Annotated in this window: 10 protein-coding genes; 5 read left to right on the top strand and 5 right to left on the bottom strand. The window is 65.0% G+C overall.

Translation table 11 applies throughout. From position 1 onward, the window contains the following. Both Q0L94_RS07820 and Q0L94_RS07815 read right to left on the bottom strand, forming a co-directional pair. The coding region (locus tag Q0L94_RS07820) for a ribonucleotide-diphosphate reductase subunit beta (RefSeq protein WP_296752111.1) at positions 1–883 on the bottom strand (883 nt) is incomplete at its 3' end. A 574-nt stretch (positions 884–1,457) separates the two neighbouring features. After that, positions 1,458–4,370 (bottom strand): ribonucleoside-diphosphate reductase subunit alpha, encoded by a 2,913-nt coding sequence (locus tag Q0L94_RS07815; RefSeq protein ID WP_296752112.1) that lies wholly within the window; start codon positions 4,368–4,370, stop codon positions 1,458–1,460. A 514-nt stretch (positions 4,371–4,884) separates the two neighbouring features. Between Q0L94_RS07815 and purU (Q0L94_RS07810) the strand changes: the two genes are divergently transcribed. The 3 genes from purU (Q0L94_RS07810) (at position 4,885) to Q0L94_RS07800 (ending at position 6,753) form a co-directional block, all read left to right on the top strand. Further along, positions 4,885–5,739 carry a formyltetrahydrofolate deformylase gene (gene purU, locus Q0L94_RS07810; protein WP_296752114.1) on the top strand — a complete coding sequence of 285 codons (855 nt, stop codon included), beginning with the start codon at positions 4,885–4,887 and terminating at the stop codon, positions 5,737–5,739. 76 nt (positions 5,740–5,815) lie between these two features. After that, positions 5,816–6,409 (top strand): NAD(P)H:quinone oxidoreductase, encoded by a 594-nt coding sequence (gene wrbA, locus Q0L94_RS07805; RefSeq protein WP_296752116.1) that lies wholly within the window; start codon positions 5,816–5,818, stop codon positions 6,407–6,409. Beyond that, complete coding sequence (locus Q0L94_RS07800; protein ID WP_296752118.1) at positions 6,406–6,753, top strand: DUF2069 domain-containing protein; 348 nt, start codon at positions 6,406–6,408, stop codon at positions 6,751–6,753. Before wrbA (Q0L94_RS07805) ends, Q0L94_RS07800 begins: the two co-directional genes overlap by 4 nt. Positions 6,754–6,775: 22 nt before the next feature. Here Q0L94_RS07800 and Q0L94_RS07795 read toward each other — a convergent pair whose 3' ends face one another. From Q0L94_RS07795 to purU (Q0L94_RS07785), 3 genes are all read right to left on the bottom strand, one after another. Next, positions 6,776–7,123, bottom strand: a complete 348-nt coding sequence (locus Q0L94_RS07795; protein WP_296752118.1) for a DUF2069 domain-containing protein — start codon at positions 7,121–7,123, stop codon at positions 6,776–6,778. Then, positions 7,120–7,713, bottom strand: a complete 594-nt coding sequence (gene wrbA, locus Q0L94_RS07790; RefSeq protein ID WP_296752116.1) for an NAD(P)H:quinone oxidoreductase — start codon at positions 7,711–7,713, stop codon at positions 7,120–7,122. Before wrbA (Q0L94_RS07790) ends, Q0L94_RS07795 begins: the two co-directional genes overlap by 4 nt. 76 nt (positions 7,714–7,789) lie before the next feature. Continuing rightward, positions 7,790–8,644 (bottom strand): formyltetrahydrofolate deformylase, encoded by an 855-nt coding sequence (purU, locus tag Q0L94_RS07785; protein WP_296752114.1) that lies wholly within the window; start codon positions 8,642–8,644, stop codon positions 7,790–7,792. A 514-nt stretch (positions 8,645–9,158) separates the two neighbouring features. Here purU (Q0L94_RS07785) and Q0L94_RS07780 point away from each other — a divergent pair. Beyond that, positions 9,159–12,071, top strand: a complete 2,913-nt coding sequence (locus Q0L94_RS07780) for a ribonucleoside-diphosphate reductase subunit alpha (protein WP_296752112.1) — start codon at positions 9,159–9,161, stop codon at positions 12,069–12,071. 574 nt (positions 12,072–12,645) lie between these two features. Beyond that, on the top strand, positions 12,646–13,528 hold an 883-nt coding region (locus Q0L94_RS07775; protein ID WP_296752111.1), incomplete at its 3' end, for a ribonucleotide-diphosphate reductase subunit beta.

Below are 13,528 nucleotides of genomic sequence, written 5' to 3'. Positions count from 1 at the left end.
TGCGGATCTCGGCCTTGAACTCGTTGGTCCACAGGTGCGGGTTTTCCTGCTTGATGGTGTTGATGAGGTCGATGCCGAAGTTGCAGTGCATGGACTCGTCGCGCAGGATGTACTGGTACTGCTCGGCGGCGCCGGTCATCTTGTTCTGGCGGCCGAGCGCGAGGATCTGCACGAAGCCGACGTAGAAGAAGATGCCTTCCATGATGCAGGCGAAGACGATCAGCGACTTCAGCAGCTTCTGGTCGTTCTCCGGCGTGCCGGTCTTGAATTCGGGGTTGGTGAGCGTGTCGATGAAGGGGATGAGGAAGTCGTCCTTGTCGCGGATGCTCTCGATCTCGTGATAGGCGTTGAAGATTTCCGACTCGTCGAGGCCCAGGCTTTCCACGATGTACTGGTAGGCGTGGGTGTGAATCGCCTCCTCGAACGCCTGGCGCAGCAGGTACTGGCGGCACTCGGGCGCGGTGATGTGGCGGTAGGTGCCGAGCACGATGTTGTTGGCGGCCAAGGAGTCGGCGGTGACGAAGAAGCCGAGGTTGCGCTTGACGATGCGGCGCTCGTCCTCGGTCAGCGCGGTGGGGTCCTTCCACTGCGCGATGTCGCGGCTCATGTTCACTTCCTGCGGCATCCAGTGGTTGGCGCAGCCGGCGAGGTATTTCTCCCACGCCCACTTGTACTTGAAGGGAACGAGCTGGTTGACGTCGGTGGCGCCGTTGATGACGCGCTTGTCGGCGGCACGCACGCGGGTCTGCGTCAGCGCTTCACTCGGCTCGCGGTCGGCGGCCGAGGCGGCGGGCGTGTAGGCCGGCTCGGGCATGCGCGGCGCGAGTTGCGGGGCGGGCGTGAAGTCTTTATGCCCGTCCGGGTATTCTTCGAAATTCAGCATCGTTTTTTCTCTCCTTTGGGTTTCCCAAAGTGGGCCTGGGCCCACACTACTTATTCAACATTCGGCGGGAGGGCTTGCCCTCTGGCTAACGCCTTTAACCATTCGACTAAGCCCGCAAGGGGCAAGTCGCTGGTTATCCCCCGACCCCTCTCCCGCAAGCGGGAGAGGGGAGATTTAGTCCCCTTCTGCGCCACCTCGACTGGGCCGAGCCGGCGGGGGATGAAGGCGAGCACTGTTCGAGCTCCGCAGCAAGCCGCGTTTTGTGCGGCTTGCCAGGGCGAGTTGCGCAGCCGCCCCGGCGGATCGGTCCGGTCGAGGCCCGCCCCGAAGGGGTGGCGCAGCGGGGTGCCCTTCTGTTGGTTACTTTTCTTGGGCAAGCAAGAAAAGTGACCGGGCTGCCGGGCCGCTCCCGGCCAACGAACCGTCGCACATCACGACCGCATCCATTGGCCAGGCCTGCCTCTTCTTCGGTGCTGCTGCTCCTCCTCCTACTCGGTTGCCACCCCGGCGCACGCCGGGGCCCACTTCCCCTCTCCCCGACCCCTCTCCCGCAAGCGGGCGAGGGGAGTCGTGCTTACTGGCAGGCCTCGCACTCCTCGAACCCGGGATCCCCCGGCCGCATCGTGCAGACCTTGCCTTCGACCTCGGGCTCGGGCAGGTTCGCCACCGCAGCCGCCATCGCGCTCGACATCGCAGGCGCGGCACCCATGCCGCCGCCGACGTGCGCCGACACCGCGTTGAGTTCACCGCCCTTGCCGGTCGACTTCTCCGCGCTGGTCGCGCCGAGCGTGCGCAGGTAGTACGTGGTCTTGAGACCCCGCACCCACGCCAGCTTGTAGATGTCGTCGAGCTTCTTGCCGCTCGCACCCGCCATGTAGATGTTGAGGCTCTGCGCCTGGTCGATCCACTTCTGGCGGCGGGAAGCACATTCCACCAGCCACTTCGGCTCCATCTCGAACGCGGTGGCGTAAAGCGCGCGGACGTCGGCCGGGATACGGTCGATGCGCGAAAGGCTGCCGTCGAAGTACTTGATGTCGGCGACCATCACCTCGTCCCACATCCCGAGCTTCTTCAGGTCGGCGACGAGGTACTTGTTGGCGACGGTGAATTCGCCCGACAGGTTCGACTTCACGTAGAGGTTCTGGTAGGTCGGCTCGATCGACGCGGAGACGCCGACGATGTTGGCGATGGTCGCGGTCGGCGCGATCGCCAGGCAGTTGGAGTTGCGCATGCCGTACTGGGCGATGCGGGCACGCAGGCTGTCCCAGTCGAGCGTGGCGCTGTTGTCGACCTCGAGGTAGCCGCCGCGCTCCTCTGCGAGCAGGCGGTTGGAATCGTGCGGCAGGATGCCGCGGCTCCACAGGCTGCCCTCGTAGCTCGAGTAGCGGCCGCGCTCGGCGGCGAGCTCGGTCGACGCCCAGTAGGCGTAGTAGGCGACGGCCTCCATCGAGCGGTCGGCGAATTCGACCGCGTCGTCGGAAGCGTAGGCCACGCGCAGCTCCTGCAGCGCGTCCTGGAAGCCCATGATGCCGAGGCCCACCGGACGGTGCTTGAGGTTGGAGTTGCGCGCCTTGCCGACGGCGTAGTAGTTGACGTCGACGACGTTGTCGAGCATGCGCATCGCGGTGTGGATGGTCGCCTTGATCTTGTCGAGGTCGAGCTTGCCGTCCTTGAGGTGGTTCACCAGGTTGACCGAGCCGAGGTTGCACACGGCGACTTCGTGGTCGTTGGTGTTGAGCGTGATCTCGGTGCACAGGTTGGACGAATGCACGACGCCGACGTGCTGCTGCGGGCTGCGGATGTTGCAGGGGTCCTTGAACGTGATCCAGGGATGGCCGGTCTCGAACAGCATCGACAGCATCTTGCGCCACAGCTGCACCGCGGGGATGCGCTTGTAGAGCTTGATCTCGCCGCGGTCGGCCTTGCGCTCGTATTCGGTGTAGGCCTCGGCGAACTTGCGGCCGTAGAGGTCGTGCAGGTCGGGCACGTCGTTCGGCGAGAACAGCGTCCAGTCGCCGCCTTCCATCACGCGCTGCATGAAGAGGTCCGGAATCCAGTTCGCGGTGTTCATGTCGTGGGTGCGGCGGCGGTCGTCGCCGGTGTTCTTCCGGAGGTCGAGGAACTCCTCGATGTCGAGGTGCCAGGTCTCGAGGTAGGCGCACACCGCGCCCTTGCGCTTGCCGCCCTGGTTCACCGCGACGGCGGTGTCGTTGACGACCTTGAGGAAGGGGACGACGCCCTGCGACTTGCCGTTGGTGCCCTTGATGCGGGCACCCATCGCACGCACCGGGGTCCAATCGTTGCCGAGGCCGCCGGCGTACTTCTGCAGCATGGCGTTTTCCTTGATCGCCTGATAGATGCCGTCGAGGTCGTCGGTGACGGTGGTCAGGTAGCAGGAAGACAGCTGGCTGTGGCGGGTGCCGGCGTTGAACAGGGTTGGCGTCGAGCTCATGAAATCGAAGCTGGACAACACCTGGTAGAACTCGATGGCGCGCGCCTCGCGGTCGATCTCGTTGATGGCGAGGCCCATCGCCACGCGCATGAAGAAGGCCTGCGGCAGTTCGATGCGCGCCTCTTCGATGTGCAGGAAGTAGCGGTCGTACAGGGTCTGCAGGCCGAGGTAGCCGAACTGGTAGTCGCGGCCGGCGTCGAGCACGGCGGCGAGGCGGGCGAGGTCGAACTGGCCGAGCTTCTCGTCGAGTAGTTCGGCGCCGATGCCCTTCTTGATGTAGGCGGGGAAATACTCGGCGTAGCGGGCGCCCATTTGCGCCTGCGTCACCGCCTCGCCCAGCACTTCGTGGCGGATGGAGTTCAGCAGCAGCCGCGCACTGACAAACGAATAGCCCGGGTCCTGCTCGATCATCGAGCGGGCGGCCAGCACCAGCGCCTTTTCCACTTCGGCCATCGGCACGCCGTCGTAGAGGTCGCGCAGCACGGTATGCATGATCGGCTCGGCCTTGACGTTGTCGCCGAGGCCGGAACAGGCATCGGCCAGCAGCGCGGCCAGGCGCGCGGTGTCGAGCGGCTTCTTCTGGCCGTCCTCGATCACGTGCAGCTGGACGTCGGGCACGCCGGCGGCTTTTTGCGCGGCGCGCTCCTGCGCGCGCTTTTCGCGGTACAGCACGTAGGCGCGCGCGACTTCGTGCTCGCCCGAGCGCATCAGCGCCAGTTCGACCTGGTCCTGGATGTCCTCGATATGGAAGGTGCCGCCGTTGGGGGTGCGCCGCATCAGGGCGGCGGTCACCTGGCCGGTGATCGACTCGACCAGCTCGCGGATGCGCGCCGAGGCCGCGGCCTGCCCGCCCTGCACCGCGATGAAGGCCTTGGTCACGGCGATGGCGATCTTGTTGGGCGCAAAACCGACCACCGCGCCGTTGCGGCGGATGATCTTGTAGTCGGCGTAGCGCGTATCGATCGCCGCCACGTCGGCAGTTTCGAGCGGGGGAATGGGGGCGGATGCAGCGGATTCGGTGGCGACATTCAACATCGATGGGGTCTCCTTGGTGGGTGTAACAAAACCAGACGGCCGTGCCGGTGCGATATTCACACCTTATGCACAGCTTTCCCAGCTCCCGCTCACAGTTTTATTCACAACATCTTGTGGTACGGGTGGGAGCCGGATACAAATTCTAGGTTCCCAGCCGGACATGTCAACCCGGATCCGTTTTGTTGCGGCGGCATTTTTCAGCGGCCGGAAAATCCCATGGCAAATCAAAGTTTTTGCCTGGCGGCATGCCTAAATAATGAACAGACGCATGGCTGGATGCGGCCTGGCGCCGAGAAACACCCGATCCGGCCGATGGATGCGTTCAAATTCAGCTTATTAGCGGGCATGAATACAGCCTGCGCTGCGCAAAGATTGCTGAATCTTTGCGCGACTCGCCGCGAAACGGGCGAGCAGCCGCCGAATGCATGGAGCCCGGCCGGGTCACCGCGAGATGATCAGGGGAATTTTGGTTATGATTGCGCAAACTCCACACTCCGGATTGCCGGGCGCCGCCATGCGTCATACCGCTGTTCTACTGATTTCCTGCCCCGACCAGAAGGGATTGGTCGCGGCCATCGCCGATTTCCTGCTATTGCAGAACGCCAACATCCTGCACGCCGACCAGCATCAGGATGCCGAGCTGAAGCTGTTCCTGATGCGGGTGGAATGGGATCTGGCGGATTTCAGCCTCGACCTGGCCGACTTCGCCGCCGCCTTCGGCCCCATTGCCGAGCGCTTCGGAATGACCTGGCGGCTCGCCGAATCGAGCCGCAAGCCGCGTCTGGCGGTGTTCGTGTCGAAGTTCGACCACTGCCTGGCCGACCTGCTCTATCGCTACCAAAGCGGCGAACTGCATTGCGAACTGCCGATCATCCTCAGCAACCACGAGGACACGCGCTGGCTGGCCGACGCTTATCGGGTGCCCTACCAGCACCTCGTGGTGCACAAGGACGCCAAGCACGAGGCCGAGCAGATGCAGCTGGCGATCCTGCGCGCCCAGAAGATCGATTTCATCGTGCTGGCGCGCTACATGCAGGTGCTGTCACCCGAATTTATCCGGCACTTTCCCAACCGCATCATCAACATCCACCATTCCTTCCTGCCCGCCTTCCACGGCGCCAAGCCCTACCACCGCGCGTTCGAGCGCGGCGTCAAGCTGATCGGCGCCACCGCGCACTACGTCACCGAAACCCTCGACGACGGCCCGATCATCGAACAGGACGTGGCACGCATCTCGCACCGCGACAGCCTCGACGACCTGATCAAAAAAGGCGCCGACCTGGAGAAGGTGGTGCTCTCGCGCGCGGTGAAGTGGCATCTCGACAACCGGGTGCTGGTGTACGCCAACAAGACGGTCGTGTTCGACTGAGCCCTGCGCGGGCGTGACGCCGCGGCCCCGCCGCTGCCGTACACTGCTACCTTTGCCTTTTTGCAGACGAACAGCCATGACCGAGATTCTCGTTTTGTATTACAGCGTCGGCGGCAGCGTGCGCGAGATGGCGCATCTGGTCGCGCGCGGAGTCAACCAGGTGGCCGGCGCCAGCGCCCGCCTGCGCACGGTGCCCCCGGTGGCGCCGCGCACCCAGGTGGCCGAGCCGCCGGTGCCGGATGAGGGCGCGCCCTACGTCGAGCTGGCCGACCTCGAACAATGCGCCGGCCTCGCGCTCGGTTCGCCCACCCGCTTCGGCAACATGGCGGCGCCGCTGAAGTATTTTCTCGACAGCACCGGCGCGCTGTGGGCCAAGGGCAGCCTGGTCGGCAAGCCCGCCGCCGTGTTCACCTCCACCGCCAGCCTGCACGGCGGCCAGGAAACCACGCTGACCAGCATGATGCTGCCGCTCTTGCACCACGGCATGCTGATCGTCGGCCTGCCCTACACCCTCGCCGAGGTGAACCACACCGCCAGCGGCGGCACCCCCTACGGCGCCAGCCACTGGGCCGGCCCCGCCGACGACAAGCCGCTCACCGACGACGAGCGCGCGCTGTGCATCGCGCTCGGCAAGCGGCTGGCCGAAACCGCGAGCAAACTTTCCAGATGAAACACCTGCAACACATCGCGAGCGCGAGCCTGATCGCGCTGATCTTCCTCTGCCTGGCGTGGGAACTGTGGCTGGCGCCGATCCGTCCCGGCGGCTCTTCGCTGGCGCTCAAGGCGCTGCCGCTGCTGCTGCCGCTGATGGGCATCCTCAAGGGCCGCCGCTATACCTATCAATGGGCGCCGATGCTGGTGCTGGCCTACTTCACCGAAGGCGTGGTGCGCGCCTGGTCGGACACCGGCCTGTCGGCGTGGCTGGCCGGCGCCGAGGTCGCGCTGTCGGTGACGTTCTTCTTCGCCGCGATCTATTACGCCAGACTCAGCGCGCCGTCGCGGCAGGCGCAATGAAAAACGCCCCGCGGGGCGTTTTTCATTGCGCCTGCCGCGACGGCGCGCTGAGTCTGGCGTAATAGATCGCGGCGAAGAAGAACGTCACCGACAGCGCGACCTCGGCGCCGGCCAGCCACGCCGACAGGCCGGTGTCCGACCAGGCGCGCACCACGCCTTCGGTGAAGTAGGCCAGCACCAGCATCGGCGCCCATTGATAGGTATAGCGGCGGCCCTTGAGGATGCCCATCAGCGGCAGCAGCAGCGGCAGCGCCTTGAGCGCCAGCGAAGAGCCGCCGGGACGGATCGGCGCCAGCCACAGTTCCCACGCCAGGCAGAGGAAGATCAGCGCGATCAGGCTCGCGCTCGCGATGTGTTGCAGGTGTTTCATCTGGAAAGTTTGCTCGCGGTTTCGGCCAGCCGCTTGCCGAGCGCGATGCACAGCGCGCGCTCGTCGTCGGTGAGCGGCTTGTCGTCGGCGGGGCCGGCCCAGTGGCTGGCGCCGTAGGGGGTGCCGCCGCTGGCGGTGTGGTTCACCTCGGCGAGGGTGTAGGGCAGGCCGACGATCAGCATGCCGTGGTGCAAGAGCGGCAGCATCATGCTGGTCAGCGTGGTTTCCTGGCCGCCGTGCAGGCTGGCGGTGGAGGTGAACACGGCGGCGGGCTTGCCGACCAGGCTGCCCTTGGCCCACAGCGCGCCGGTGCTGTCGAGAAAATACTTCAGCGGCGCCGCCATGTTGCCGAAGCGGGTGGGCGAACCGAGCGCGAGGCCGGCGCATTGTTCGAGGTCGGCCAGCTCGACGTAGGGCGCGCCCTCATCCGGCACCGGCGGCTCGGCCACCTGGGTGCGCGGCGCCACCGGGGGCACCGTGCGCAGGCGGGCGCTGGCGCCGGCCACCTGGTTGACTCCGCGCGCGACCAGATGCGCCATCTCGCGCACGCTGCCGCCGACGCTGTAATACAAAACGAGAATCTCGGTCATGGCTGTTCGTCTGCAAAAAGGCAAAGGTAGCAGTGTACGGCAGCGGCGGGGCCGCGGCGTCACGCCCGCGCAGGGCTCAGTCGAACACGACCGTCTTGTTGGCGTACACCAGCACCCGGTTGTCGAGATGCCACTTCACCGCGCGCGAGAGCACCACCTTCTCCAGGTCGGCGCCTTTTTTGATCAGGTCGTCGAGGCTGTCGCGGTGCGAGATGCGTGCCACGTCCTGTTCGATGATCGGGCCGTCGTCGAGGGTTTCGGTGACGTAGTGCGCGGTGGCGCCGATCAGCTTGACGCCGCGCTCGAACGCGCGGTGGTAGGGCTTGGCGCCGTGGAAGGCGGGCAGGAAGGAATGGTGGATGTTGATGATGCGGTTGGGAAAGTGCCGGATAAATTCGGGTGACAGCACCTGCATGTAGCGCGCCAGCACGATGAAATCGATCTTCTGGGCGCGCAGGATCGCCAGCTGCATCTGCTCGGCCTCGTGCTTGGCGTCCTTGTGCACCACGAGGTGCTGGTAGGGCACCCGATAAGCGTCGGCCAGCCAGCGCGTGTCCTCGTGGTTGCTGAGGATGATCGGCAGTTCGCAATGCAGTTCGCCGCTTTGGTAGCGATAGAGCAGGTCGGCCAGGCAGTGGTCGAACTTCGACACGAACACCGCCAGACGCGGCTTGCGGCTCGATTCGGCGAGCCGCCAGGTCATTCCGAAGCGCTCGGCAATGGGGCCGAAGGCGGCGGCGAAGTCGGCCAGGTCGAGGCTGAAATCCGCCAGATCCCATTCCACCCGCATCAGGAACAGCTTCAGCTCGGCATCCTGATGCTGGTCGGCGTGCAGGATGTTGGCGTTCTGCAATAGCAGGAAATCGGCGATGGCCGCGACCAATCCCTTCTGGTCGGGGCAGGAAATCAGTAGAACAGCGGTATGACGCATGGCGGCGCCCGGCAATCCGGAGTGTGGAGTTTGCGCAATCATAACCAAAATTCCCCTGATCATCTCGCGGTGACCCGGCCGGGCTCCATGCATTCGGCGGCTGCTCGCCCGTTTCGCGGCGAGTCGCGCAAAGATTCAGCAATCTTTGCGCAGCGCAGGCTGTATTCATGCCCGCTAATAAGCTGAATTTGAACGCATCCATCGGCCGGATCGGGTGTTTCTCGGCGCCAGGCCGCATCCAGCCATGCGTCTGTTCATTATTTAGGCATGCCGCCAGGCAAAAACTTTGATTTGCCATGGGATTTTCCGGCCGCTGAAAAATGCCGCCGCAACAAAACGGATCCGGGTTGACATGTCCGGCTGGGAACCTAGAATTTGTATCCGGCTCCCACCCGTACCACAAGATGTTGTGAATAAAACTGTGAGCGGGAGCTGGGAAAGCTGTGCATAAGGTGTGAATATCGCACCGGCACGGCCGTCTGGTTTTGTTACACCCACCAAGGAGACCCCATCGATGTTGAATGTCGCCACCGAATCCGCTGCATCCGCCCCCATTCCCCCGCTCGAAACTGCCGACGTGGCGGCGATCGATACGCGCTACGCCGACTACAAGATCATCCGCCGCAACGGCGCGGTGGTCGGTTTTGCGCCCAACAAGATCGCCATCGCCGTGACCAAGGCCTTCATCGCGGTGCAGGGCGGGCAGGCCGCGGCCTCGGCGCGCATCCGCGAGCTGGTCGAGTCGATCACCGGCCAGGTGACCGCCGCCCTGATGCGGCGCACCCCCAACGGCGGCACCTTCCATATCGAGGACATCCAGGACCAGGTCGAACTGGCGCTGATGCGCTCGGGCGAGCACGAAGTCGCGCGCGCCTACGTGCTGTACCGCGAAAAGCGCGCGCAGGAGCGCGCCGCGCAAAAAGCCGCCGGCGTGCCCGACGTCCAGCTGCACGTGATCGAGGACGGCCAGAAGAAGCCGCTCGACACCGCGCGCCTGGCCGCGCTGCTGGCCGATGCCTGTTCCGGCCTCGGCGACAACGTCAAGGCCGAGCCGATCATGCATACCGTGCTGCGCGACCTCTACGACGGCGTGCCGATGGCCGAAGTGGAAAAGGCGCTGGTGCTGGCCGCCCGCTCGATGATCGAGCAGGACCCGGGCTATTCGTTTGTCAGTGCGCGGCTGCTGCTGAACTCCATCCGCCACGAAGTGCTGGGCGAGGCGGTGACGCAGGCGCAAATGGGCGCCCGCTACGCCGAGTATTTCCCCGCCTACATCAAGAAGGGCATCGGCGCCGAACTACTCGACGAGAAGCTCGGCCAGTTCGACCTCGCCCGCCTCGCCGCCGTGCTCGACGCCGGCCGCGACTACCAGTTCGGCTACCTCGGCCTGCAGACCCTGTACGACCGCTACTTCCTGCACATCGAAGAGGCGCGCATCGAACTGCCGCAGGCCTTCTTCATGCGCGTGGCGATGGGCCTCGCCATCAACGAGATCGACCGCGAGGCGCGCGCCATCGAGTTCTACCAGGTGTTGTCCAGCTTCGATTTCATGAGCTCGACGCCAACCCTGTTCAACGCCGGCACCCGCCACAGCCAGCTGTCTTCCTGCTACCTGACCACCGTCACCGACGACCTCGACGGCATCTATCAGGCGATCAAGGAAAACGCCATGCTGCAGAAGTACGCCGGCGGCCTCGGCAACGATTGGACCCCGGTGCGTGCGATGGGTGCCCGCATCAAGGGCACCAACGGCAAGTCGCAGGGCGTCGTCCCCTTCCTCAAGGTCGTCAACGACACCGCCGTCGCGGTGAACCAGGGCGGCAAGCGCAAGGGCGCGGTGTGCGCCTACCTCGAGACCTGGCACCTCGACATCGAGGAGTTCCTCGACCTCCGGAAGAACACCGGCGACGACCGCCGCCGCACCCACGACATGAACACCGCGAACTGGATTCCGGACCTCTTCATGCAGCGCGTGATGGAAGGCGGCGACTGGACGCTGTTCTCGCCGAACGACGTGCCCGACCTGCACGACCTCTACGGCCGCAAGTTCGCCGAGGCCTACACCGAATACGAGCGCAAGGCCGACCGCGGCGAGATCAAGCTCTACAAGCGCATCCCCGCGGTGCAGCTGTGGCGCAAGATGCTGTCGATGCTGTTCGAGACCGGCCATCCCTGGATCACGTTCAAGGACCCCTGCAACATCCGCAGCCCGCAGCAGCACGTCGGCGTCGTGCATTCGTCCAACCTGTGCACCGAGATCACGCTCAACACCAACGACCACGAAGTCGCCGTGTGCAACCTCGGCTCGGTCAACCTGGTGAACCACCTCAAGGACGGCAAGCTCGACCTCGACAAGATCAAGGCGACCATCCACACCGCGATGCGCATGCTCGACAACGTCGTCGACGTCAACTACTACGCCGTCGGCAAGGCGCGCAACTCCAACCTCAAGCACCGTCCGGTGGGCCTCGGCATCATGGGCTTCCAGGACGCGCTGCAGGAGCTGCGCGTGGCCTACGCTTCCGACGACGCGGTCGAATTCGCCGACCGCTCGATGGAGGCCGTCGCCTACTACGCCTACTGGGCGTCGACCGAGCTCGCCGCCGAGCGCGGCCGCTACTCGAGCTACGAGGGCAGCCTGTGGAGCCGCGGCATCCTGCCGCACGATTCCAACCGCCTGCTCGCAGAGGAGCGCGGCGGCTACCTCGAGGTCGACAACAGCGCCACGCTCGACTGGGACAGCCTGCGTGCCCGCATCGCCCAGTACGGCATGCGCAACTCCAACTGCCTGGCGATCGCGCCGACCGCGACCATCGCCAACATCGTCGGCGTCTCCGCGTCGATCGAGCCGACCTACCAGAACCTCTACGTGAAGTCGAACCTGTCGGGCGAATTCACCGTCGCCAACAAGTACCTCGTCGCCGACCTGAAGAAGCTCGGGATGTGGGACGAGGTGATGGTCGCCGACATCAAGTACTTCGACGGCAGCCTTTCGCGCATCGACCGTATCCCGGCCGACGTCCGCGCGCTTTACGCCACCGCGTTCGAGATGGAGCCGAAGTGGCTGGTGGAATGTGCTTCCCGCCGCCAGAAGTGGATCGACCAGGCGCAGAGCCTCAACATCTACATGGCGGGTGCGAGCGGCAAGAAGCTCGACGACATCTACAAGCTGGCGTGGGTGCGGGGTCTCAAGACCACGTACTACCTGCGCACGCTCGGCGCGACCAGCGCGGAGAAGTCGACCGGCAAGGGCGGTGAACTCAACGCGGTGTCGGCGCACGTCGGCGGCGGCATGGGTGCCGCGCCTGCGATGTCGAGCGCGATGGCGGCTGCGGTGGCGAACCTGCCCGAGCCCGAGGTCGAAGGCAAGGTCTGCACGATGCGGCCGGGGGATCCCGGGTTCGAGGAGTGCGAGGCCTGCCAGTAAGCACGACTCCCCTCGCCCGCTTGCGGGAGAGGGGTCGGGGAGAGGGGAAGTGGGCCCCGGCGTGCGCCGGGGTGGCAACCGAGTAGGAGGAGGAGCAGCAGCACCGAAGAAGAGGCAGGCCTGGCCAATGGATGCGGTCGTGATGTGCGACGGTTCGTTGGCCGGGAGCGGCCCGGCAGCCCGGTCACTTTTCTTGCTTGCCCAAGAAAAGTAACCAACAGAAGGGCACCCCGCTGCGCCACCCCTTCGGGGCGGGCCTCGACCGGACCGATCCGCCGGGGCGGCTGCGCAACTCGCCCTGGCAAGCCGCACAAAACGCGGCTTGCTGCGGAGCTCGAACAGTGCTCGCCTTCATCCCCCGCCGGCTCGGCCCAGTCGAGGTGGCGCAGAAGGGGACTAAATCTCCCCTCTCCCGCTTGCGGGAGAGGGGTCGGGGGATAACCAGCGACTTGCCCCTTGCGGGCTTAGTCGAATGGTTAAAGGCGTTAGCCAGAGGGCAAGCCCTCCCGCCGAATGTTGAATAAGTAGTGTGGGCCCAGGCCCACTTTGGGAAACCCAAAGGAGAGAAAAAACGATGCTGAATTTCGAAGAATACCCGGACGGGCATAAAGACTTCACGCCCGCCCCGCAACTCGCGCCGCGCATGCCCGAGCCGGCCTACACGCCCGCCGCCTCGGCCGCCGACCGCGAGCCGAGTGAAGCGCTGACGCAGACCCGCGTGCGTGCCGCCGACAAGCGCGTCATCAACGGCGCCACCGACGTCAACCAGCTCGTTCCCTTCAAGTACAAGTGGGCGTGGGAGAAATACCTCGCCGGCTGCGCCAACCACTGGATGCCGCAGGAAGTGAACATGAGCCGCGACATCGCGCAGTGGAAGGACCCCACCGCGCTGACCGAGGACGAGCGCCGCATCGTCAAGCGCAACCTCGGCTTCTTCGTCACCGCCGACTCCTTGGCCGCCAACAACATCGTGCTCGGCACCTACCGCCACATCACCGCGCCCGAGTGCCGCCAGTACCTGCTGCGCCAGGCGTTCGAGGAGGCGATTCACACCCACGCCTACCAGTACATCGTGGAAAGCCTGGGCCTCGACGAGTCGGAAATCTTCAACGCCTATCACGAGATCGAGAGCATCCGCGACAAGGACGACTTCCTCATCCCCTTCATCGACACGCTCACCAACCCCGAATTCAAGACCGGCACGCCGGAGAACGACCAGAAGCTGCTGAAGTCGCTGATCGTCTTCGCCTGCATCATGGAAGGCATCTTCTTCTACGTCGGCTTCGTGCAGATCCTCGCGCTCGGCCGCCAGAACAAGATGACCGGCGCCGCCGAGCAGTACCAGTACATCCTGCGCGACGAGTCCATGCACTGCAACTTCGGCATCGACCTCATCAACACCATCAAGCAGGAAAACCCGCACCTGTGGACCAACGAGTTCAAGGCCGAGATCCGCA

The organism is Thiobacillus sp., from assembly GCF_024708915.1.
The sequence above is the reverse complement of the archived record's forward strand: the minus strand, read 5'-3'. Positions and strand labels throughout refer to the sequence as shown.

Excerpts from the sequence above, each read along its gene's own strand:
- Q0L94_RS07815 (WP_296752112.1), bottom strand. The coding sequence starts at position 4,370 with ATGTTGAATGTCGCCACCGAATCCGCTGCATCCGCCCCCATTCCCCCG.
- purU (WP_296752114.1), top strand. The coding sequence starts at position 4,885 with ATGCGTCATACCGCTGTTCTACTGATTTCCTGCCCCGACCAGAAGGGA.
- wrbA (WP_296752116.1), top strand. The coding sequence starts at position 5,816 with ATGACCGAGATTCTCGTTTTGTATTACAGCGTCGGCGGCAGCGTGCGC.
- Q0L94_RS07800 (WP_296752118.1), top strand. The coding sequence starts at position 6,406 with ATGAAACACCTGCAACACATCGCGAGCGCGAGCCTGATCGCGCTGATC.
- Q0L94_RS07795 (WP_296752118.1), bottom strand. The coding sequence starts at position 7,123 with ATGAAACACCTGCAACACATCGCGAGCGCGAGCCTGATCGCGCTGATC.
- wrbA (WP_296752116.1), bottom strand. The coding sequence starts at position 7,713 with ATGACCGAGATTCTCGTTTTGTATTACAGCGTCGGCGGCAGCGTGCGC.
- purU (WP_296752114.1), bottom strand. The coding sequence starts at position 8,644 with ATGCGTCATACCGCTGTTCTACTGATTTCCTGCCCCGACCAGAAGGGA.
- Q0L94_RS07780 (WP_296752112.1), top strand. The coding sequence starts at position 9,159 with ATGTTGAATGTCGCCACCGAATCCGCTGCATCCGCCCCCATTCCCCCG.